Source organism: Pseudomonas sp. TR47 (assembly GCF_044143025.1).
GTDB classification, from domain to species: Bacteria; Pseudomonadota; Gammaproteobacteria; order Pseudomonadales; family Pseudomonadaceae; genus Aquipseudomonas; species Aquipseudomonas putida_E.
This window is the reverse complement of the sequence record NZ_JBHFCS010000001.1, coordinates 260472-281620: the sequence shown is the minus strand read 5'-3', so window position 1 is coordinate 281620 and position 21149 is coordinate 260472. Positions and strand designations below refer to the sequence as shown.

20 protein-coding genes are annotated in these 21149 nt (G+C 62.6%); 18 read left to right on the top strand and 2 right to left on the bottom strand.

What is annotated here, in order from left to right; all coding sequences use genetic code 11:
- Positions 1-27: 27 nt before the first annotated feature.
- From iscU to ACEWE8_RS01245, 17 genes are all read left to right on the top strand, one after another.
- Positions 28-414 (top strand): Fe-S cluster assembly scaffold IscU, encoded by a 387-nt coding sequence (gene iscU / locus ACEWE8_RS01325; protein ID WP_007929523.1) that lies wholly within the window; start codon positions 28-30, stop codon positions 412-414.
- Positions 415-456: 42 nt separating this feature from the next.
- Positions 457-780, top strand: a complete 324-nt coding sequence (gene iscA, locus ACEWE8_RS01320) for an iron-sulfur cluster assembly protein IscA (protein WP_008092567.1) — start codon at positions 457-459, stop codon at positions 778-780.
- Between the two features lie 8 nt (positions 781-788).
- Positions 789-1310, top strand: a complete 522-nt coding sequence (gene hscB, locus ACEWE8_RS01315) for a co-chaperone HscB (RefSeq protein WP_046784483.1) — start codon at positions 789-791, stop codon at positions 1308-1310.
- Between the two features lie 42 nt (positions 1311-1352).
- The gene (gene hscA / locus ACEWE8_RS01310) at positions 1353-3215 is read left to right on the top strand and encodes a Fe-S protein assembly chaperone HscA (RefSeq protein WP_046784482.1); all 1863 of its coding nucleotides are present in this window, start codon (positions 1353-1355) and stop codon (positions 3213-3215) included.
- A gap of 3 nt (positions 3216-3218) precedes the next feature.
- Positions 3219-3560 carry an ISC system 2Fe-2S type ferredoxin gene (gene fdx / locus ACEWE8_RS01305; RefSeq protein WP_039604293.1) on the top strand — a complete coding sequence of 114 codons (342 nt, stop codon included), beginning with the start codon at positions 3219-3221 and terminating at the stop codon, positions 3558-3560.
- A 10-nt stretch (positions 3561-3570) separates the two neighbouring features.
- Positions 3571-3771 carry a Fe-S cluster assembly protein IscX gene (gene iscX / locus ACEWE8_RS01300; RefSeq protein ID WP_003248529.1) on the top strand — a complete coding sequence of 67 codons (201 nt, stop codon included), beginning with the start codon at positions 3571-3573 and terminating at the stop codon, positions 3769-3771.
- A gap of 89 nt (positions 3772-3860) precedes the next feature.
- Positions 3861-4286, top strand: coding sequence for a nucleoside-diphosphate kinase (gene ndk, locus ACEWE8_RS01295; RefSeq protein ID WP_033701183.1), 426 nt, complete (start codon positions 3861-3863; stop codon positions 4284-4286).
- A gap of 28 nt (positions 4287-4314) precedes the next feature.
- On the top strand, positions 4315-5460 hold the full coding sequence (gene rlmN / locus ACEWE8_RS01290) for a 23S rRNA (adenine(2503)-C(2))-methyltransferase RlmN (RefSeq protein WP_012316139.1): 1146 nt from the start codon (positions 4315-4317) through the stop codon (positions 5458-5460).
- Between the two features lie 13 nt (positions 5461-5473).
- On the top strand, positions 5474-6235 hold the full coding sequence (gene pilW, locus ACEWE8_RS01285; protein ID WP_046784481.1) for a type IV pilus biogenesis/stability protein PilW: 762 nt from the start codon (positions 5474-5476) through the stop codon (positions 6233-6235).
- The gene (locus ACEWE8_RS01280) at positions 6232-7263 is read left to right on the top strand and encodes a RodZ domain-containing protein (RefSeq protein ID WP_046784480.1); all 1032 of its coding nucleotides are present in this window, start codon (positions 6232-6234) and stop codon (positions 7261-7263) included. Before pilW ends, ACEWE8_RS01280 begins: the two co-directional genes overlap by 4 nt.
- A gap of 3 nt (positions 7264-7266) precedes the next feature.
- On the top strand, positions 7267-8376 hold the full coding sequence (ispG, locus tag ACEWE8_RS01275; RefSeq protein WP_046784479.1) for a flavodoxin-dependent (E)-4-hydroxy-3-methylbut-2-enyl-diphosphate synthase: 1110 nt from the start codon (positions 7267-7269) through the stop codon (positions 8374-8376).
- A gap of 24 nt (positions 8377-8400) precedes the next feature.
- Positions 8401-9690, top strand: coding sequence for a histidine--tRNA ligase (gene hisS / locus ACEWE8_RS01270; protein WP_012316135.1), 1290 nt, complete (start codon positions 8401-8403; stop codon positions 9688-9690).
- A 39-nt stretch (positions 9691-9729) separates the two neighbouring features.
- Positions 9730-10371, top strand: a complete 642-nt coding sequence (locus tag ACEWE8_RS01265) for a tetratricopeptide repeat protein (protein WP_039602044.1) — start codon at positions 9730-9732, stop codon at positions 10369-10371.
- Between the two features lies 1 nt (position 10372).
- A complete protein-coding gene (gene bamB, locus ACEWE8_RS01260) occupies positions 10373-11515 on the top strand; it encodes an outer membrane protein assembly factor BamB (RefSeq protein WP_046784478.1) in 1143 nt (380 codons plus the stop codon).
- A 117-nt stretch (positions 11516-11632) separates the two neighbouring features.
- Positions 11633-13096 carry a ribosome biogenesis GTPase Der gene (gene der / locus ACEWE8_RS01255; protein WP_012316132.1) on the top strand — a complete coding sequence of 488 codons (1464 nt, stop codon included), beginning with the start codon at positions 11633-11635 and terminating at the stop codon, positions 13094-13096.
- 119 nt (positions 13097-13215) lie between these two features.
- Positions 13216-14364, top strand: coding sequence for a pyridoxal phosphate-dependent aminotransferase (locus tag ACEWE8_RS01250; RefSeq protein ID WP_046784477.1), 1149 nt, complete (start codon positions 13216-13218; stop codon positions 14362-14364).
- A complete protein-coding gene (locus tag ACEWE8_RS01245) occupies positions 14352-15143 on the top strand; it encodes an amidohydrolase (RefSeq protein ID WP_046784476.1) in 792 nt (263 codons plus the stop codon). The genes ACEWE8_RS01250 and ACEWE8_RS01245 overlap by 13 nt, the downstream gene beginning before the upstream one ends.
- A 163-nt stretch (positions 15144-15306) precedes the next feature.
- On the opposite strand, the gene ACEWE8_RS01240 is transcribed toward ACEWE8_RS01245, so the two are convergent.
- Together ACEWE8_RS01240 and ACEWE8_RS01235 are read right to left on the bottom strand one after the other, a co-directional pair.
- Positions 15307-17862: a sulfite reductase flavoprotein subunit alpha gene (locus tag ACEWE8_RS01240; protein ID WP_046784475.1), complete on the bottom strand. Its 2556-nt coding sequence runs from the start codon at positions 17860-17862 to the stop codon at positions 15307-15309.
- 102 nt (positions 17863-17964) lie between these two features.
- Positions 17965-20247 carry a TonB-dependent siderophore receptor gene (locus ACEWE8_RS01235; protein ID WP_046784474.1) on the bottom strand — a complete coding sequence of 761 codons (2283 nt, stop codon included), beginning with the start codon at positions 20245-20247 and terminating at the stop codon, positions 17965-17967.
- A gap of 221 nt (positions 20248-20468) precedes the next feature.
- On the opposite strand from ACEWE8_RS01235, the gene ACEWE8_RS01230 reads away from it, so the two are divergent.
- On the top strand, positions 20469-21149 hold the full coding sequence (locus ACEWE8_RS01230) for a Fe2+-dependent dioxygenase (RefSeq protein ID WP_039602751.1): 681 nt from the start codon (positions 20469-20471) through the stop codon (positions 21147-21149).

Below are 21149 nucleotides of genomic sequence, written 5' to 3'. Positions count from 1 at the left end.
GCTCCCTGATGAGGAAGGAATTGCACCATGGCATACAGTGAAAAGGTCATCGACCACTACGAAAACCCACGTAACGTCGGCAAGATGAATGCCGAGGACCCGGATGTCGGTACCGGCATGGTCGGCGCCCCAGCGTGCGGTGACGTGATGCGTCTGCAGATCAAGGTCAACGAGCAAGGCATCATCGAAGATGCCAAGTTCAAGACTTACGGCTGCGGTTCGGCCATCGCTTCCAGCTCCCTCGCCACCGAGTGGATGAAGGGCAAGACCCTGGACGAAGCTGAAACCATCAAGAACACTCAGCTGGCTGAAGAACTGGCGTTGCCGCCGGTCAAGATCCACTGCTCGGTACTCGCCGAGGATGCCATCAAGGCAGCCGTTCGCGATTACAAGCAGAAGAAAGGCTTGATCTAAGTCGCCTGTTGCGAAGTAACCGACGTTGAGGAAAAAGTACCGATGGCTATCAGCATGACAGAAGCCGCCGCCAACCACGTGCGGCGTTCCCTCGAAGGGCGCGGCAAGGGCGAGGGCATCCGCCTGGGCGTGCGCACCACCGGTTGCTCGGGCCTGGCCTACGTGCTGGAGTTCGTCGATGAACTGGCGGACGAGGACACCGTGTTCGAGAACCATGGCGTCAAGGTGATCATCGATCCCAAGAGCCTGGTTTACCTTGACGGCACTGAGCTGGATTTCGTCAAGGAAGGGTTGAACGAAGGCTTCAAGTTCAACAACCCCAACGTACGCGGTGAGTGTGGCTGCGGCGAAAGCTTCAACGTCTGAGGCTGGCTGTGGGTACTCCTTGTCATTTCGCTCTGTTCGACCTCCAGCCGTGCTTCCGGTTGGACCTCGACAAGCTGGCCACTCGCTATCGCGAGCTGGCCCGCGAGGTTCATCCTGACCGCTTCGCCGACGCTTCCGAGCGTGAGCAGCGGGTAGCGCTGGAAAAATCCGCCGCCCTCAACGACGCCTACCAGACCCTGCGCAGTGCCCCGCGCCGTGCCCGCTATTTGCTGGCCATCGGTGGCCACGAGGTGCCTCAGGAAGTCACGGTCCACGACCCTGACTTCCTGCTGCAGCAAATGCAGTGGCGCGAGGAACTCGAAGAGCTGCAGGACGAAGCCGACCTCGACGGTGTCGCCGTGTTCAAGAAGCGCCTGAGGGCTGCTCAGGAACAGCTCAACGAGGATTTTGCCGCCTGCTGGGATGTGCCTGCCGAGCGCGACAAGGCCGAGCGCCTGATGCGCCGCATGCAGTTCCTCGACAAGCTCGCCCAGGAAGTGCGCCAACTAGAAGAGCGCCTCGACGATTAACCCGGCGTTGCCCGTGATGACGCCTAAGGTATTCAGATAAACATGGCCCTACTGCAGATCGCCGAACCCGGTCAAACCCCCCAGCCGCACCAGCGTCGCCTGGCGGTGGGCATTGACTTGGGTACTACCAATTCTCTGGTCGCTGCCCTGCGCAGCGGTCGCAGTGAACCCCTGCCCGATGCGCAGGGCAACGTCATTCTGCCCTCCGCAGTGCGCTATCTGGCGGGCCACAATGAGGTCGGCCTGGCAGCGCGTGAAGCTGCCGCCAGCGACCCGCTGAACACCGTGCTGTCGGTCAAGCGCCTGATGGGGCGTGGCCTGGCCGACGTCAAGCAACTGGGTGAACAGCTGCCGTATCGCTTCATTGGCGGCGAGTCGCACATGCCGTTCATCGATACTGTCCAGGGGCCGAAGAGCCCTGTGGAAGTGTCCGCCGATATCCTCAAGGTGCTGCGCGAGCGCGCCGAGGCGACCTTGGGCGGCGAGCTGGTGGGCGCGGTGATCACCGTGCCTGCCTATTTCGACGATGCCCAGCGTCAGGCGACCAAGGACGCAGCCAAACTGGCTGGCCTGAACGTGCTGCGCCTGCTCAATGAGCCGACCGCTGCTGCCGTGGCCTATGGCCTGGACCAGAATGCCGAAGGCCTGGTGGCCATCTATGACCTGGGCGGCGGTACGTTCGATATTTCCATCCTGCGCCTGACTGCAGGTGTGTTCGAAGTGCTTGCCACCGGTGGTGACACCGCCCTGGGGGGCGATGACTTCGATCACGCCATTGCAAGCTGGATCATCGAGCAGGCCGGCCTGTCCGCCGACCTCGACCCTGCTACCCAGCGCCAGCTGCTCCAGGCCGCCTGCGCCGCCAAGGAGGCCCTGACCGACACCGACGTGGTCAGTGTCCGCCATGGCGCCTGGCAGGGCGAGCTCAGCCGCGCCGCTTTCGAGGCCATGATCGAGCCGCTGATTGCCCGTAGCCTCAAGGCCTGCCGCCGCGCCGTGCGCGACAGTGGCGTCGAGCTGGATGAAGTGGGTGCGGTGGTCATGGTGGGTGGTTCGACCCGCGTACCGCGTGTGCGTGAAGCAGTAGGTACGCTGTTCGGCCGTACCCCGCTGACCTCGATCGACCCCGACCAGGTGGTAGCCATCGGCGCCGCCATCCAGGCTGACACCCTGGCCGGCAACCGCCGCGAAGGCGGTGAACTGCTGCTGCTCGACGTCATTCCGCTGTCCCTTGGTCTTGAGACCATGGGGGGGTTGATGGAAAAGGTGATCCCGCGCAACACCACCATTCCGGTGGCCCGCGCGCAGGAATTCACCACATATAAAGATGGCCAGTCGGCCATGATGATTCACGTTCTGCAGGGTGAGCGCGAGCTGATCAGCGACTGCCGTTCGCTGGCGCGTTTCGAGCTGCGTGGCATTCCGGCCATGGTTGCCGGCGCCGCGAAAATCCGCGTGACCTTCCAGGTCGATGCCGACGGTTTGCTCAGCGTCGCGGCCCGTGAGCTGGGTTCCGGCGTAGAAGCCAGTATCCAGGTCAAGCCGTCCTACGGCCTGACCGACGGTGAGATCGCACGCATGCTCAAGGACTCCTTCGAGCACGCAGGCTCCGACAAGCAGGCGCGTCAGCTTCGTGAGCACCAGGTCGACGGCGAGCGCCTGCTTGAAGCTGTCCAGGGTGCCCTGGATGCTGATGGCGAGCGACTGCTCAGCAGTGAAGAGCGCGAAGCCATCGAGTTCCAGATGCAAGAACTACGTGATTTGCTGACCGGCACCGATGGCCCTGCCATCGAGCAACAGACCAAGCGTCTGTCGCAGGTGACCGATGCATTTGCCGCCCGTCGCCTTGATTCGACGGTCAAAGCCGCACTGGCCGGGCGCAACCTGAATGAGATCGAGGAGTAACCGATGCCGCTGGTGACATTCCTGCCGCATGAGAAGTTCTGCCCAGAGGGGCTGAGCGTGGAGGTCGAGCCCGGGACCAATATCCTGGAGCTGGCCCACGACCATCACATCGAGATGGAAAGCGCCTGCGGTGGCGTAAAGGCCTGCACCACCTGCCACTGCATCGTGCGCAAGGGTTTCGACTCGCTTGAAGAAGCGGACGAACTCGAAGAGGACATGCTGGACAAGGCCTGGGGCCTGGAGGCGCAATCGCGTCTCGGCTGCCAGGTGGTCGTCGGTGATCAGGACCTGACCATCGAGATCCCCAAATACTCGCTCAACCACGCTGCCGAAGCGCCCCACTGAGGATTTTTCAATGAGTCTGAAATGGGTTGATGTACTTGAGATCGCTATCCAGCTTGCAGAAAGCAAGCCGGAAGTCGATCCTCGTTATGTGAATTTCGTCGATCTGCATCGCTGGGTGCTGGCCTTGCCGGAATTCAGCGACGATCCGTCACGCGGCGGTGAGAAAGTGCTCGAGGCCATCCAGGCGGCCTGGATAGACGAAGCCGACTAAGCGTGGCGCTGCAGGTTAGGCAATCCCCTGGAACCCGCGTATAATTCGCGGGTTTAATTTTTCGCAACACTCATATTCTGGAGTTTTCCATGGCTGTTCAACGTACTTTCTCGATCATCAAGCCTGACGCAGTTGCCAAAAACGTCATCGGCAAGATCACCACTCGCTTCGAAGACGCCGGCCTGAAAATCGTTGCTTCGAAAATCAAGCAACTGTCCAAAGCCGAAGCCGAAGGTTTCTACGCTGAGCACAGCGAGCGCGGCTTCTTCGGTGACCTGGTTGCCTTCATGACTTCCGGCCCGGTTGTCGTTCAGGTTCTGGAAGGCGAAAACGCCATCGCTCTGAACCGTGAGCTGATGGGCGCCACCAACCCTAAAGAAGCTGCTGCCGGCACCATCCGTGCTGACTTCGCCGAGTCGATCGACGCCAACGCCGTTCACGGTTCGGACTCCGAAGCTGCTGCTGCTCGCGAAATCGCTTACTTCTTCGCTGCTACCGAGGTAACCACTCGCTAAGCGAAAGCTTACGGGTGAGGGTGAATCCATGACGACATCTACTGGCAAAATCAACCTGTTGGGCCTGACCCAGCCGGAAATGGAACAATTCTTCGACTCAATCGGGGAGAAGCGCTTCCGTGCCGGCCAGGTGATGAAATGGATTCACCATTTTGGCGTCGATGATTTCGCCGCCATGACGAACGTCGGCAAGGCCTTGCGCGAAAAGCTCGAGGCTGTTGCCGAAATTCGTCCTCCGGAAGTGGTCAGTGAAGACATTTCCGCAGACGGCACCCGCAAATGGGTGATCCGCGTTGCCTCCGGCAGCTGCGTCGAGACCGTCTACATCCCAACCGACGATCGCGGCACTCTCTGCGTTTCGTCGCAAGCCGGCTGCGCCCTGGACTGCAGTTTCTGCTCCACCGGCAAGCAAGGCTTCAACAGCAACCTCACCGCCGCCGAAGTGATCGGCCAGGTGTGGCTTGCCAACAAATCCTTCGGGACCGTCCCGGCCAAGATCGACCGCGCGATTACCAACGTGGTCATGATGGGCATGGGCGAGCCTCTGCTGAATTTCGACAATGTCATCGCTGCCATGAAGATCATGATGGATGATCTGGGCTATGGCATTTCCAAGCGTCGCGTCACCTTGTCCACCTCCGGCGTGGTACCGATGATCGACGAACTGGCCAAGCACATCGACGTGTCCCTGGCCCTGTCGCTGCATGCGCCGAACGACGAGCTGCGCAACCAGCTGGTGCCGATCAACAAGAAGTACCCGCTGAAGATGTTGCTGGAGTCGTGCATGGGCTACATGGCCACCTTGGGTGGCAAGCGCGTGCTGACGGTCGAGTACACCCTGCTCAAGGACGTCAACGACCAGCCCGAGCATGCCGCGCAGATGATCGAACTGCTGCGCGATGTACCGTGCAAGATCAACCTGATCCCGTTCAACCCGTTCCCGCATTCCGGTTACGAGCGCCCTAGCAACAACGCTATTCGCCGCTTCCAGGACTTGCTGCACCACGGTGGCTTCAACGTCACCACCCGTACCACCCGTGGCGATGACATCGATGCCGCCTGTGGCCAGCTGGTCGGCCAGGTCAATGACCGTACCCGCCGCAGCGAGCGCTACATCGCCGTACGTCAGCTGTCTGCCGACGCCGAGCTGCAAGACAGCGCCGTGCGCCACTGAGTCCGGGCCCGCCATGAGCCTGCGCGCCGCGCTGTCGATCCTTGCGCTTTCGCTGCTGGCCGGCTGCGTGTCGGGTGGTGCGAATGACCCACTGGCAACTCGACAGGGGCGAGTGGAGGCGGGGCGTGCCTATGTGCAGCTTGGGCTTGGCTATTTGCAACAAGGTTTGACCGAGCAGGCCAAGGCTCCGTTGGGCAAGGCACTGGTGCTCGATGCCAAGGATGGCGATGCTCACGCAGCCTTGGCCCTGGTGTTTCAGGCCGAAGGTGAAGCTGCGCTGGCTGAGGAACACTTCAAGAAAGCGTTGTCGGCAAGCCCCGGCGACACGCGAATTCGCAACAATTACGGCAGTTTCCTATATGCTCAGCAGCGTTTTGCCGAAGCCGAGCAGATGTTTCGCCTGGCCAGCGCCGATACCCTGTATCCTGAACGTTCGCGCGTCTACGAGAACCTTGGCCTGACCGCCCTGAAACTCGGCAACCGTGACCAGGCGCAGGCGTATCTGAGCAAGGCCCTGCAACTCAACCAGCGGCAACCCAGGGCGTTGCTGGAAATGGCTGAGTTGTCCTACGAAAACAGGCATTATGTGCCGGCACGGGGTTTCTACGATCGTTTCAGCCAGTTGAGCGATCACAATGCCCGTAGCCTCCTGCTGGGTAGCCGTCTTGCCCGGGTGTTCGACGAGCAGGGCACACAGGCCGAACTGGGCCAGCAATTACAACGACTTTATCCCGGTACGCCGGAATATCAGCAATACCTGTCGGAGCAACGATGAAAGCCGCGCATCCCGAAGTAGCAGCAGCGACTGGCCAGAACCCCGGTGAATTGTTGCGCCAGGCCCGCGAAAGACGGGAGTGGTCGCAAGCCGAGGTGGCCCGCAAGCTCAACCTCACCGTAAGTTCGCTGAACCACGTGGAAACCGGTGCCTTCGACAAGCTGCCAGGGCATACCTTCGCCCGTGGCTACATCCGTGCCTATGCCAAGCTGATGGACATGGACCAGGCGCCGCTGGTCGAGGCCTTCGACCAGTACACCGGCACCCATGCCAAGGGCAGCGACGTACATTCACTGGGCCGCATCGAAGAGCCGGTGCGCCTTTCGCACAACATCCTGCGCGGTGTCAGCCTGTTGCTGCTGGTTGCGGTGGTCGGTGGCAGCTTCCTGTGGTGGCAGGACCAGGGCAGCCTGCGCGGCAAGGACCTGGCCAATATCGCCCTGGAGCATGTCGAGGTCGAAAGCGCCGACGGTACCACCCAGATCCACCCGCTGGATGAGCCTGAAGACCAGGCTGTTACCTTAGGCCAGCAGGGCGAAAGCGCGCCGCTGCCGCTGGAGCAGGCACCTGCCGAGCCGGTTGCCGAGGCCAGCAGCGAGGCCGCCCCGGCTGCCGCAGCAGCCGCGCCGGTCCAGCAGGCGCCTGCACAGGCTGAAGCGCCTGCGCCGACAACGGCAGCACCTGCTGTACCAGCCGCGCCAGCCGCCCCCGTAGCCCAAGCCGCCCCTGTGGCGCCTGCCGCCAGCGTGCCGGCCATTGCCACCGAGCCTGCCGCCGTGCCGGCCGGCAGCGCCAAGGTTGCAATCCAGTTCACCGCCGATTGCTGGACCCAGGTGTCCGATGGCAACGGCAAGGTGCTGTTCAGCGCCATCAAGCGCAAGGGCGACAACCTCGAGCTGACCGGCAAGCCGCCGTTCGCGGTGCGCCTGGGCTTTGCCCGCGGCGCCCAGGTCAGCTACAACGGCCAGGCCGTCGATGTTGCCCCGTTCACCAGTGGCGAAACCGCTCGCCTGAAGTTGGGACAGTAAGTCATGCACGGCGAATCTCCGATCAAACGTCGCGAATCCCGCAAAATCTGGGTCGGCAATGTGCCGGTGGGTGGTGATGCCCCCATCGCGGTGCAGAGCATGACCAACACCGACACCAATGATGTCGCCGCCACCGTTGGCCAGATCCAGCGCCTGGTCGATGCGGGGGTCGACATCGTCCGTGTTTCGGTACCGGACATGGACGCCGCCGAGGCGTTCGGCAAAATCAAGCGACTGGTCAGCGTACCGCTGGTCGCCGACATCCACTTCGACTACAAGATCGCGTTGCGCGTGGCCGAGCTGGGCGTCGACTGCCTGCGTATCAACCCGGGCAACATCGGCCGTGAGGACCGTGTTCGTGCTGTGGTCGATGCCGCTCGTGACCGTGGCATCCCGATCCGTATCGGTGTCAACGCAGGCTCTCTGGAAAAGGACCTGCAGAAGAAATATGGCGAGCCGACCCCGGCGGCGCTGGTCGAATCTGCACTGCGCCATGTCGAGCACCTGGACCGCCTGGATTTCCAGGACTTCAAGGTCAGCGTCAAGGCCTCCGACGTGTTCATGGCCGTCGAAGCCTATCGCTTGCTGGCCAAGCAGATCATCCAGCCGCTGCACCTGGGCATCACCGAGGCCGGTGGGCTGCGCTCCGGCACGGTGAAATCCGCCGTCGGCCTCGGTATGCTGCTGGCCGAAGGCATCGGCGATACCATCCGCATTTCGCTGGCGGCCGACCCGGTCGAGGAAGTGAAGGTCGGCTACGACATCCTCAAGTCGCTGCACCTGCGTTCGCGTGGCATCAACTTCATCGCCTGCCCGAGCTGCTCGCGGCAGAACTTCGATGTGGTCAAGACCATGAACGAACTGGAAGGGCGCCTGGAAGACCTGCTGGTACCGCTGGACGTGGCGGTGATCGGTTGTGTGGTCAACGGCCCTGGCGAAGCGAAGGAAGCCCACGTTGGCCTGACCGGCGGCACGCCGAACCTGATCTACATCGACGGCAAGCCGGCGCAGAAACTGACCAATGACAACCTGGTCGATGAGCTGGAAAAGCTCATCCGCCAGAAAGCGGCCGAAAAGGTCGAGGCCGACGCGGCGCTGATCGCCCGCGGCTGACACACAGATTCGTAAGGACTTTTCGTGAGCAAATCGCTGCAAGCCATCCGTGGCATGAACGACATCCTGCCAGAGCAGTCGCCGCTGTGGCGCTACTTCGAAGGCACCGTCGCCGGGCTGCTGGACACCTATGGGTACAGCCAGATCCGCACGCCGATCGTCGAGTTCACCGAGCTGTTCAAGCGCTCCATCGGTGAAGTCACCGACATCGTCGAAAAAGAGATGTACACCTTCGAGGACCGCAACGGCGATTCGCTGACCCTGCGCCCTGAAGGCACCGCTGCCTGCGTACGTGCAGTGCTCGAGCACGGCATCACTGGCAACGGCCAGGTGCAGAAGCTGTGGTACATCGGCCAGATGTTCCGCCACGAGCGCCCGCAGAAGGGCCGCTACCGTCAGTTCCACCAGATTGGCGTCGAGGTGTTCAACCTGGACGGCCCGGACATCGATGCCGAGCTGATCATGCTGACCTGGCGTCTGTGGGGCCTGCTGGGCATCCAGGATGCGGTCAAGCTCGAGCTGAACAGCCTGGGCACCAGCGAGGCCCGCGCCCGCTACCGCGACGCGCTGGTCGAGTTCCTCTCGGCGCGCCTGGAACAACTCGACGAAGACAGCCAGCGCCGCCTCAAGAGCAATCCGCTGCGCATCCTCGACAGCAAGGACCCGAACACCCAGGCGGTGCTGGTCGGCGCGCCGAAGCTGGAAGACTACCTCGACGAAGACTCCCGCGTGCACTTCGAGGGCCTCAAGGCCCGTCTGGATGCCGCCGGCATTCCGTTCGTGATCAACACCAAGCTGGTGCGTGGCCTGGACTACTACAGCAAGACCGTGTTCGAGTGGGTCACCGACAAGCTCGGCGCCCAGGGCACCGTCTGTGCAGGCGGCCGCTACGATGGCCTGGTCGAGCAGATGGGTGGCAAACCAACCACCGGCGTTGGTTTCGCCATGGGTATCGAGCGCCTGATCCTGCTGCTGGAGACCCTGGGCAAGGTACCGGCGTCCATCAACCGTCAGATCGATGTCTACCTGTGCGCCTTCGGCGAGCAGGCGGAGCTGGCTGGCCTGCGCTTGTCCGAGAGCCTGCGCGACCGGCTGCCGGGCCTGCGCCTGGCGGTCAACGCCGGTGGCGGCAGCTTCAAGAGCCAGTTCAAGAAAGCCGACAAGAGCGGCGCGTTGTTCGCCCTGATCCTGGGTGACGACGAGCTGGCCAAGCAAGAGATTGGCCTCAAGCCCCTGCGTGGTCAGGGCGAACAACAGAACATTGCCTGGGATGCTCTGGCTGAGCACCTGGAAACCGCGATCGCTCAGGCGTAACGCGGTTCAACAAGCGAATAGGCGAAAAGGAGTATTGGGGTGTCGAGTACCGATGATGATGACCTGGCAGGGGTCAAGGACTGGTGGAACCGTAACGGCAAGCCACTGCTGACCGGTGCGCTGCTGGCTGGCGTAGTGGTGTTGGGCTGGAACACGTGGCACAAGTACCAGGACAACCAGTCGCAAGGCGCATCGCAGCTGTATCAGGCCCTGCTTGAAACCAGCCTGACGCCAAGCGGGCAGCCGGACGCGACCAAGGTCGCGGAGCTGTCCGGCAAGCTCAAGAGCGAGTTCGGTGGTACCGCCTACGCCCAGTACGGCAGCCTGTTCGTGGCCAAGGTCGCGGTAGAGAGCGGCAAGCTCGACGACGCCGCTGCCGAGCTCAAGAATGTGCTCGACAAGCCTGCTGACGACACCCTGGGCGAAATTTCGCGCCAGCGCCTGGCACGCGTGCTCGCGGCCCAGGACAAGGCTGAAGATGCGCTCAAGCTGCTCGACGGCGACGCCGACAAGGCGTTTTTGGCCAGCCGTGAAGAATTGAAGGGCGACCTGCTGGTGCAGTTGGGTCGTGCCGACGATGCCCACAGCGCTTATGAAAAAGCCAAGGCCGCGCTGTCCGATGAGGCGGCGGTCGGTGGCTTGCAACTGAAGCTGGATGACTTGGCCAAAGGGGACGCGTGACGTGATCGGTTGGAAACAAGCAGCAGTGCTGACCCTGGCCGTACTGGCCGCAGGTTGCAGCAGCAACAGCAAGAAGGAACTGCCTCCGGCCGAGCTGACCAAGTTCACCGAAGAAGTGGTACTGAAAAAGCAGTGGAGCCGTTCGATCGGTGACGGCCAGGGCGAGACTTACAATACCCTGGTGCCAGCCATCGAGAACGACCGCATCTACGCCAGCGACGTCAATGGCGAAGTCTTCGCCCTCGACCGCATTACCGGCGACGTAGTGTGGAAGCAGGATCTGGAGCTGCCGGTTTCCGGCGCCGTCGGCGTTGGCTATGGCCTGGTCATGCTCGGCACCCTCAAGGGTGAAGTGATTGCCCTGGACTCCAGCACCGGTGAAGAGCGCTGGCGCTCGCGCGTAACCAGCGAAGTCCTGGCGCCGCCTGCCAACAACGGTGACGTTGTGGTGGTGCAGACTCAGGACGACCGTCTGATCGGCCTCGATGCCGCTACCGGCGACCGCCGCTGGATCTACGAGAGCACCCCGGCTGTACTGACCCTGCGGGGCACCGGTGCGCCGATCGTCACCAACCGTCTGGCTGTAGCCGGCCTGTCCACCGGCAAAGTGGTCGCGGTCGACATCAACAACGGCGTGCCGGTGTGGGAGAGCCGTGTGGCGATCCCGCAGGGCCGTTCCGAGCTGGACCGTGTGGTCGACATCGACGGCGGCCTGCTGCTGTCCGGTGGTACGCTGTACGTCAGCACCTACCAGGGGCGCGTAGCGGGCCTGGACCTGGAAAGCGGCCGTGTGCTGTGGCAGCGTGATGCCTCGAGCTACGTGGGTGTCGCCCAAGGTTTCGGCAACGTCTATGTCAGCGAAGCTTCGGGCAGTGTCGAGGGTGTCGACGAGCGCTCTTCCAGCGCGCTGTGGACCAACGACTCGATGGCGCGCCGCCAATTGTCGGCACCGGAAGTGTTTTCCAGCTACGTGGCTGTAGGTGACTTCGAAGGTTACCTGCACCTGCTCAGCCAGGTCGACGGCCGTTTCGTCGGCCGTGAGCGTATCGACAGCGATGGCCTGCGCGCCCGGCCCCTGGTGGTCGGCGACACCATCTATGTCTTTGGCAACAGCGGCAAGCTCGAGGCACTGACCATCCGCTGAAGCTATGCTCAAGGCCACGACAGGTCTTGAGTTGCGGCGTAGGACACGCCGCCCGAACTCCGGCCGCTGCCTTGCAGCGGCCTTTGCATTTTCAAGAATTCAAGAGTGGAGAGCCGCATGGTTCCCGTAATCGCCCTGGTGGGACGGCCGAACGTCGGCAAATCCACCATGTTCAACCGCCTGACCAAAACCCGCGATGCCATCGTGGGTGACCTGTCGGGTCTGACCCGTGACCGCCAGTATGGTGATGCCAGCTGGCAGGGTCGCTCCTTCATCCTGATCGACACCGGTGGTATCACCGGTGACGAAGTGGGCATGGATGAGAAGATGGCCGAGCAGTCGCTGATGGCCATCGAAGAAGCCGACTATGTGCTGTTCCTGGTCGACGCCCGCGCCGGCATGACTGCCGCCGACCAGATGATCGCCGAGCACCTGCGCAAGCGGAACAAGTCGGCCATCCTGGTGGCCAACAAGATCGACAACATCGACGCCGACGTCGCCCGCGCCGAGTTTTCGCCGCTGGGCATGGGCAATGCCATTCCGGTGGCCGGCTCGCAGGGCCGCGGCATCAATCAGTTGATGGAGTCGGTGCTGGGCCACATTCCTCGCGATGCTGAGGAAGAAGCCCTCGACCAGGAGGTTGCCGAAGGCGAGGAAGCGGTACGCATCCCCGGCCCGAGCGAAAAGGATGGCATCAAGATCGCCATCATCGGCCGCCCCAACGTGGGCAAGTCGACCCTGGTCAACCGCATGCTCGGCGAAGAGCGCGTGGTCGTCTACGACCAGCCGGGTACCACCCGTGACAGTATCTACATCCCGTTCGAGCGCGATAACGAGAAGTACACCTTCATCGACACCGCTGGCGTGCGCAAGCGCGGCAAGATCCACGAGGAAGTCGAAAAGTTCTCGGTGGTGAAGACGCTGCAGGCGATCAAGGACGCCAACGTGGTGATCTTCGTCATGGACGCCCGCGAGGGTGTGGTCGACCACGACCTCAACCTGCTGGGCTTCGCCCTGGAAGCGGGCCGCGCCATCGTCATCGCCCTGAACAAGTGGGACGGCATGGAGTCGGGTGAGCGCGACTACGTCAAGACCGAGCTGGAGCGCCGGCTGTTCTTCGTCGACTTTGCTGACATCCACTTCATCTCGGCGCTGCACGGCACCGGCGTGGGCCACTTGTACAAGTCGGTGCAGGCCGCGTTCAAATCGGCGGTCACCCGCTGGCCAACCAGCCGTCTGACGCAGATCCTCGAAGATGCCGTCAGTGAGCACCAGCCACCGCTGGTCAACGGCCGCCGCATCAAGCTGCGCTATGCCCACCTCGGCGGTGCCAACCCGCCGCTGATCGTGATCCACGGCAACCAGACCGAGAAGATTCCCAAGTCGTACTCGCGTTACCTGGAAAACACTTACCGCCGGGTGCTCAAACTGGTCGGTACGCCGATCCGCATCGAGTACAAAGGCGGTGAGAACCCGTACGAGGGCAAGAAGAACACCCTCACCGACCGCCAGGTCAACAAGAAGCGCCGCTTGATGTCGCACCACAAGAAGGCCGAGAAGAAGCGCCGCGACAAGCGCTGACAAGCGGCAAACTTCAAGTCGCAAGCTGCAAGAATGAGCGGACGCTGATACATGTCGCTTTTTCTTGTGGCTTGGAGCTTGTAGCTTATAGCTCTCCGTCCCGCAGGAAAGAGGGCTTCATGATCCGCAGCAAACTGCCGAACGTCGGCACGACCATCTTCACCACCATGTCCCAGCTCGCCGTGCAGACGGGCGCGCTCAACCTTTCCCAGGGTTTCCCAGACTTCAATGGCCCGCAGGCTTTGCTCGATGCGGTTGGCCGCCATGTGTCCGCCGGGCATAACCAGTATGCGCCGATGACCGGTTTGCCGGCCCTGCGCCAGCAGGTGGCGGCCAAGGTCGAGCGCCTGTATGGGACCAAGGTCGATGCCGATCAGGAAGTGACCATCACCCCGGGCGCCACCGAGGCGATCTTCTGTGCCATCCAGGCGGTGATCCACGCGGGTGACGAGGTGATCGTCTTCGACCCCTGTTACGACAGCTATGAGCCCTCCGTGGCGCTTGCCGGCGGACGCTGCGTGCACGTACAGCTCAGTGATGGCGACTTCGGTATCGACTGGCAGAGGTTCAGCGATGCCCTGAGCCCGCGCACACGCATGGTCATCCTCAATTCGCCGCATAACCCCAGTGGTGCGCTGATCACGGCTGAAGACCTGGACCAGTTGGCGCGCCTGATCGCTGACCGCGATATCTACCTGGTCAGCGACGAAGTGTATGAACACCTGGTCTACGATGGCGTACGTCATGCCAGCGTTCTGGCCCATGCAGAGCTGTACCGCCGCGCGTTCGTGGTCAGTTCGTTCGGCAAGACTTACCACGTGACCGGCTGGAAGACCGGCTACGTGGTCGCGCCACCTGCCTTGAGCGCGGAGCTGCGCAAAGTGCATCAGTACGTCAATTTTTGCGGAGTTACACCGCTGCAGTGTGCACTCGCGGACTTCATGGCCGAACACCCTCAGCATGTCGACGAACTGCCAGGTTTCTATCAGGCCAAGCGCGACCTGTTCTGCGACCTGCTCAAAGGTTCGCGTTTCAGCTTTACCCGCACGGCCGGCACCTATTTCCAGCTGGTGGACTATTCGCAGATCCGGCCAGACCTGAACGACGTCGAAATGGCCCTTTGGCTCACCCGTGAACACGGCGTGGCGACCATTCCGGTGTCGGTGTTCTACCAGCAACCCATCCCCGAGCAACGCCTGGTACGCCTGTGCTTTGCCAAACGTGAGGAGACGCTGCGTCAGGCAGCGGAAAAACTATGCGCGATCTGAGTGCACTGCCCAACCTGAAAATCGCCCTGGTGCAAACGGCCCTGGCCTGGCACGACCGCGAGGCCAATTACGCGCATTTCGAGGTGTTGCTCGACCAGGCTGGAGATGCCGACCTGGTGATCCTCCCCGAGATGTTCACCACTGGTTTTTCGATGGAATCGGAAAGCTTGGCCGAGCCCGAGAACGGCCCGACCTACAAATGGCTCAAGGCTCAGGCCAAGCGCATCAACGCAGTGGTTACCGGTAGCGTGATCATCCAGGCCGCCGATGGCAGCCACCGCAACCGCTTGCTGTGGGCGCGCCCGGACGGCGAGATCCTGCACTACGACAAGCGCCACCTGTTCCGCATGGCCGGTGAGCATAAGCACTACACCCCGGGTGAGCGTCAGGTGCAGTTCGAGATCAAGGGCTGGCGGGTACGCCCGCTGATCTGCTATGACCTGCGTTTTCCGGTGTGGAGCCGCGATGCCCAGGATACCGACCTGCTGTTGTACACCGCGAACTGGCCGGCGGCGCGCCGCCAGCACTGGAACCGGCTGCTGCCGGCGCGGGGTATCGAGAACCTGTGCTTCGTGGCGGCGGTGAACCGGGTGGGCACCGATGGCAAGGGTTTCGCGTATTCCGGCGACAGCCAGGTGCTGGATTTCCAGGGTGAAAGCTTGCTCAGTGCGGGCGAGGCAGACGGGGTGTTCACGGTCGTGCTGAGGGCGGCTGAGCTTGCCAACTACCGTACCCGCTTCCCGGCCAACCTGGATGCCGATACCTTCGAGCTGCACTGAGCCAGCACCGCCCCCCGGTAGGAGCGGCCTTGTGTCGCGAAAGGGTCGCAGAGCGGCCCCAGCAATTGTTGCATCAATGCCGAAACATCGAGGGCCGCTTCGCGGCCCGTTCGCGACACAAGGCCGCTCCTACAGCGGCCAGCTGTGTCAGTTCAATCCCTGATCAGTAAACATCCCGCCGATAACGCCCGTCTTCGATCAACTGCTCGACCATTTCTTCACCGAGCATGCCCTTGAGCGCCGCATCAACACCGGCCGCCATCCCGTGCAGGCTGCCGCAGACATACACATAAGCGCCATTGGCAACCCAGCGCTTGAACTCCTCAGCCTGCTGCAGCAATACATCCTGCACATACACCTTTTCGGCCTGATCGCGCGAGAACGCCAGGTCCAGGCGTGCCAGGTCGCCGCTCTCCAGCCAGGTTTGCAGCTCATCGCCACACAACAGGTCATGCGCGCGGTTACGCTCTCCGAACAGCAGCCAGTTGCGCTGCTCGCCGGCATTGATCCGCGCCCGCAGCAGGCAGCGCAGGCCCGCAAGGCCAGTGCCGTTGCCGATCAGGATCATCGGCGCGGCGCTTTCGGGCAGATGGAAGCCACTGTTGCGCCGCAGGCGCAGGCCAAGGGTGCCATCGACTGGCAGGTACTCGGTCAGCCAGCCAGAGCCCAGGCCAAGGTTGCCGTCGGGGTGACGCTCCTGGCGCACGATCAGCTCCAGCACACCATCGCTGGCGATCGAGGCGATGGAGTATTCGCGGCTGCCGATCGGTGCCAGCGCATCGATCAGCGCTTGTGGCTGCAAGCCGATCAGGTGGTCCCGACGGGTTGGTAGCTGGCGGCCTGCCAGGGCTTGGCCGAGGGTCTCGTTCAGGCCGTGAAGCTGCACAGTGGCGTTGGCGTCGAGGGCCATGCCGCTGAGGAATGCATCCACGCGTGGCTGGCCATTGAGCGGCAGAACTTCTACCAGGTCACCGGCCTCCCAACTGGCGGGCTCTTCAGGGCGCAGGCTGATCAGGTAGACCGGTTGTCCTTGACTACCTGGATTGAGCAGATCGCGGCTGACCAGGTTCCAGTTGCCGAAACTTGGCGGTTGCCAGGCAGCGACGGGTTGGGCGCCAGTCAGTTGCGCCAGTTCCTGCTGCCATTGCTGCAGGGCAGCCTGGTCGGCGTTGTCCACTTCCACCGGGCTGAACGCCGTGCTGGCACCTCGCTCGCCGAGCCATGCCTGCAGGCGCCGGGCAAAGCCGCAGAAGTGCGGGTACTGGCGATCACCGAGCGCCAGCACGGCATAGCTGAGCCCGTTCAGGGCCCAAGGCTGGCCCAGCACCTTGCGCTCGAAGGCGCGGGCGCTGTCAGGCGCTTCGCCGTCACCGAACGTGCTGACCACGAACAGCGCGCGACGCGTCTGGCGCAGGTCCTCTTCGCCAAGGTCAGCAAGCGCACGTACTTGCACCGGCAAGCCAGCGGCCTGCAACTGCCCGGCGCTCTGCCAGGCCAGTTGCTCGGCGAAACCGCTCTGGCTGGCGAAGCCGATCAGCCAGCTGTCGCCGCTGGCGCTGGCGTTGGCGACGTGGCCGCGGGCGGCACGCACCTGGCGCTTCTTGCGGCGGCGGTCGAGGTACAAAAGCCAGCCGGTGACGAAGAACAGCGGCATGGTCAGGCTGGCGAGGGTGACGATGATCCGCCCCGGCAGGCCGAAGTATTCACCCACGTGCAAGGCATAAACACTTTGCAGCAGCTGGGCCTTGAAGGACTTGTCGGTGTAGCGGTCGTGGTTTTTCACCTGGCCGGTGGCCGGGTCCAGGGTCAGGGTATTGAAGGCGCGTGGGTGCGCGGCGCTGTCGAGCAGGTAGAACAGGCTGGCGGGCTGGCCGCCAGCAGGTTGCAGACGCAGGTTGTACATGGCAAGCCCTGGCCCGGCAGCGTCCTTGAGGTTGGCCCAGATGGCGTCGTAGTCGACCACCAGCGGCGGTGCGTTCTTGTCCACCTTCTGCGGCCCATGGCGGCCACGGCCTTCGCCGCGCTTGTGCTGCTGTCCTGCGCCAGGCGCGTCGGCAAGTAACTTGTTCAGGCCTTCGCGGTACCACTCGTAGGACCAGAACAGGCCGGTCAGCGCGAACAGAAGGTAGAACAGCAGGCACCAGGTGCCGGCTACGGCATGCAGGTCCCAGTTGAAGGCGCGGCCTTTTTTGGCCCAGTCGAAGGTCAGCCAGGTGCGCCAGTTCAGGGCTTTGCGCGGCCAGCGCAGGTACAGGCCGGAGAGGCAGAAGAACACCAGCATCAGGGTGCAGGCGCCCGTGATCTGCCGGCCGGTGTCACCCATGGCCAGGAACCGGTGCAGGGTGAGCATCAGTTTGAAGAAGTCTTGCCCGGCGGCCTGGCCCTTGAGCTCACCGGTATAGGGGTCGGCATAGCGCAACTCACCGCGGCGCTCGCCCGGCGGCGGTGTGAAGAAGACCCGTGCGGCGTTGCCTTCGCGTACATCGACCCACAGCATCGACACTTTGTCGCCTTGGGCGGCCTCGACCCTGCGCACCAGTTCAGCCGGAGGCAGCACGCCCTCGGCGCGCACCTCGACCTTCAACACGTCAGCGTTGAAGGCGCGCAGCAATTCTTCCTGGAACGAATAGAGCGCACCGGTAATACCCATCAAGGCCAGCACCAGGCCAGCGGTGATGCCAAAGAACCAGTGCAATTGGAACAGCGTCTTCTTCACCACATCGTTCACCTTGTGTTGCTGCCGCGCCCTGCGCGGGGTGCATTATGCCTTGATACGCAAAAGCCCCGCTCATTGGAATGAACGGGGCTCCGGGTTGCTGCTTTAGAAGTGGACGCTGGTGGTCAGCAATGCAGTCCTGCCCGCCGCCTGGTTGGCGAAGTGGGTGGAAAACGCCTTGTCGTAATACACCTCGTTGGTGAGGTTCTGCACGTTAAGTTGCAGGTCGACGTTCTTGGTCAGCTTGTAGGCGGCCATGGCGTCGTAACGTACATAGCTGTCGACCATGGTGGTGTTGGCTACGTTGCCGTAGACGTCATCCACATAGAAGGCGCCGCCGCCGACCGTCAGCTTCGGCGTGATCGAGTATGTGGTCCACAGGCTGGCGCTGTTGTTAGGCGTGTTTGGCAACTGGTTGCCATCGTTGGCCTTGCCCAGCGGGCCGCCGTCGATCTGGCGGGCCTGCAGGTAGGTGTAGCCGGCGAACACCTGCCACTTGTCGGTGAGCTTGCCGCTGGCCGAGAGCTCGATGCCCTGCACACGGGTTTCGCCGACGTTTTCGTAGGTGTTGGTGTTCACCTGTACACGGGCGTTTTCCTTCTCGGTACGGAACAGCGCAGCGGCCAGCGACAGGCGCTCGTCGAGCAGGTCCCACTTGGTGCCGATTTCGTAGTTGGCGGTTTCTTCCGGCTCCATGTCGCTGGCCAGGAGGTTGCCACCACGGTCGGTGGTACCCGATATCGGGTTGCCTTCGATACCTTCACCGAGCAACGCCCCGGGCGGGGTGGCGGAGGTGGCATAGGACACGTAGATGCTACCGTTCTCGGCCGGTTTCCAGACCAGGCCCAACTGGCCGGTGAAGAACTCGCTGGTGTCGCGGCCTTTGGTCGGGACGCCGTTCTTGTTCACCACTGTCGCGCCGGAGGCATCGTAAGTGCGGAACTTGGTATCGAAGTGGTCGTAACGCAGGCCCATGTTCAACAGCCACTCAGGCGTCAGCTCCAGGGTGTCGAAGGCGTAGATTGCGCGGGTCTTGCTGCTGGTCTTGGTGCCGGCGTAGTTGCGCGAGATCGTGCCATCCCAGGCATCGTCGGGGTTCGGGTCGCTCAGCGAAGTACAGCTGCCACCATTGCCCGGGCCGGTGCAGGTGAGCTTGCTGTTTGGCGACACCGTGTAGCTTTGACGGTCCGAGTCTTCCTTGCTGAACTCGACCCCGGTGGAGAAGTTGTTCTTGAAACCGCCCACGAAGAACTCACCGAACAGGTCGGTCTGGTTGGTGGTGGTGGCAGTGTTGCCCACACGGGTATTGGCACGACGCCATACGCCGTTGTTGTTGACGTTGCCCAAACTGTCGTCTGGCTGGGTCAGGATGTAGTCCTGCATGCTGTTGCCATGACGCAGGGTGTTCTTGATGGTCAACGATTCGCTCAGGTCGTGTTCCACGGCGATAGTAGCGATGTCCACACGGGTCTTGCGGAAGTCGCGACCGGTCAGGCCGTAGAAGTTGTCGCTGTCGCCGCCGTCGATCGGCTTGCTGGGGTGCGCCGAGGTGCGTGCGCTGTTGCCACCGGTAGGGATGCTGTACGGGATGCCCGAATCCGGCAGGTCGTCGCTTTCCAGGTGGTAGTAGTCGAGGTTGACGCGGGTTGGCGTGCCCAGGCCGAAGGCCAAGGATGGGGCGATACCCCAGCGGTCGTAGTTGACCTTGTCCCGGCCGGCAACGTTGCTCTCGTGGGTCATCAGGTTGAGGCGGCCGGCAGCGGTGTCGCTGAACTGGTAGTTGCCGTCAAAGGTGTAGCGCTGGGTCTGGTCGCTGCCCCAGGTCCAGGCACCGTCCAGCGAGTTGCCCAGGTGTGCACGCTTGCTCACCAGGTTGATGGTGCCGCCTGCCGCGCCGCGGCCACCGATGGCCGAGTTGGGGCCTTTGGCCACTTCCACCGATTCGATGGCGAAGATTTCACGGGTCTGCGCACCGGTATCGCGTACACCATCCAGGTAGGTGTCACCCTGGGCGTCAAAACCACGAATGAACGGACGGTCGCCTTGCGGGTTGCCGCCTTCGCCTGCACCAAAGGTGATGCCTGGCACAGTGCGCAGGGCATCCTGCAGGCTCAGGGCATTGGTGTCCTTGATGACTTGCTGGGGGATTACGGTAACCGAGCGTGGGGTGTCCACCAACGGCGCGGTGTACTTCTGCGAGGAGGCCTTTTCGACCTTGTAATCGGTGCTGGCCTGTTCAGCCTTGCCATTGACGCTGGTGGCATCGAGGGTGATGGCGCTGTTGGTAGCCGGATCGGCGGCGTAGGCGGACGAAGCGCTCAGGGCGACGCCGATGGCGGACACGATCAGACGTGGAGAACTCACTGCAGATGGCACGTATTGACGCATTGTTATGGACCTTCCCCAAGGTGTGAAGGCCGCGGATCATAATGCAATTGATTGCAGGTCACAATTGAGATTCGTTACCATTCACTTCGAACTTACAATCTTTACAAATTCTCTTTACGGTTTAATCAAGCTGAAACGTCTCGGGTGAAGAAAGGGCTTGTACGGCGTAAAAGGGAATCAATATCATTGCCACCTTTACACTCCTTAACGGTGCCGCCGCCATGCTGCTTCATATCCCCGGCCTGTTCGACGCCAATGAGCTTGCCCGCATTCGCGAGGCCCTGGAGCAGGCCGATTGGGCCGATGGCAAGGTCACGGCCGGCTATCAGTCGGCCAAGGCCAAGCACAACTTGCAGCTGCCAGAGGGCCACGCGCTGGCGAAGGAAATCGGCAGCGCGCTGATCGACCGCCTGTGGAAAACCCCACGGTTCATGTCGGCGGCCCTGCCGCACAAGGTCTTCCCGCCACTGATCAACTGCTACCGCGAGGGTGGCAACTTCGGCTTCCACATCGACAATGCCTTGCGCCAGCCAAAAGGCAGCCCGGAGCGGGTGCGCACCGACCTGTCCTCGACGCTTTTCCTGAGCGACCCGGACAGCTATGACGGCGGCGAACTGGTGATCCAGGACACTTATGGCGAGCAGCAGGTCAAGCTGGCTGCCGGTGACCTGGTGCTGTACCCGGGCACCAGCCTGCACAAGGTCAACCCGGTGACGCGCGGCGTGCGTTATGCGGCGTTCTTCTGGACCCAGAGCCTGGTACGGGAGGACAGCCAGCGGGCGTTGCTGTTCGAGATGGACAATGCCATCCAGCAACTCACCGCCGATGTGCCCGAGCACCCCTCGTTGCTGCAATTGACCGGCACCTACCATAACCTGCTGCGCCGCTGGGCAGAGGTCTGA

Excerpts from the sequence above, each read along its gene's own strand:
- iscU (WP_007929523.1), top strand. The coding sequence starts at position 28 with ATGGCATACAGTGAAAAGGTCATCGACCACTACGAAAACCCACGTAAC.
- iscA (WP_008092567.1), top strand. The coding sequence starts at position 457 with ATGGCTATCAGCATGACAGAAGCCGCCGCCAACCACGTGCGGCGTTCC.
- hscA (WP_046784482.1), top strand. The coding sequence starts at position 1,353 with ATGGCCCTACTGCAGATCGCCGAACCCGGTCAAACCCCCCAGCCGCAC.
- fdx (WP_039604293.1), top strand. The coding sequence starts at position 3,219 with ATGCCGCTGGTGACATTCCTGCCGCATGAGAAGTTCTGCCCAGAGGGG.
- iscX (WP_003248529.1), top strand. The coding sequence starts at position 3,571 with ATGAGTCTGAAATGGGTTGATGTACTTGAGATCGCTATCCAGCTTGCA.
- ndk (WP_033701183.1), top strand. The coding sequence starts at position 3,861 with ATGGCTGTTCAACGTACTTTCTCGATCATCAAGCCTGACGCAGTTGCC.
- rlmN (WP_012316139.1), top strand. The coding sequence starts at position 4,315 with ATGACGACATCTACTGGCAAAATCAACCTGTTGGGCCTGACCCAGCCG.
- pilW (WP_046784481.1), top strand. The coding sequence starts at position 5,474 with ATGAGCCTGCGCGCCGCGCTGTCGATCCTTGCGCTTTCGCTGCTGGCC.
- ACEWE8_RS01280 (WP_046784480.1), top strand. The coding sequence starts at position 6,232 with ATGAAAGCCGCGCATCCCGAAGTAGCAGCAGCGACTGGCCAGAACCCC.
- ispG (WP_046784479.1), top strand. The coding sequence starts at position 7,267 with ATGCACGGCGAATCTCCGATCAAACGTCGCGAATCCCGCAAAATCTGG.
- der (WP_012316132.1), top strand. The coding sequence starts at position 11,633 with ATGGTTCCCGTAATCGCCCTGGTGGGACGGCCGAACGTCGGCAAATCC.
- ACEWE8_RS01250 (WP_046784477.1), top strand. The coding sequence starts at position 13,216 with ATGATCCGCAGCAAACTGCCGAACGTCGGCACGACCATCTTCACCACC.
- ACEWE8_RS01245 (WP_046784476.1), top strand. The coding sequence starts at position 14,352 with ATGCGCGATCTGAGTGCACTGCCCAACCTGAAAATCGCCCTGGTGCAA.
- ACEWE8_RS01235 (WP_046784474.1), bottom strand. The coding sequence starts at position 20,247 with ATGCGTCAATACGTGCCATCTGCAGTGAGTTCTCCACGTCTGATCGTG.
- ACEWE8_RS01230 (WP_039602751.1), top strand. The coding sequence starts at position 20,469 with ATGCTGCTTCATATCCCCGGCCTGTTCGACGCCAATGAGCTTGCCCGC.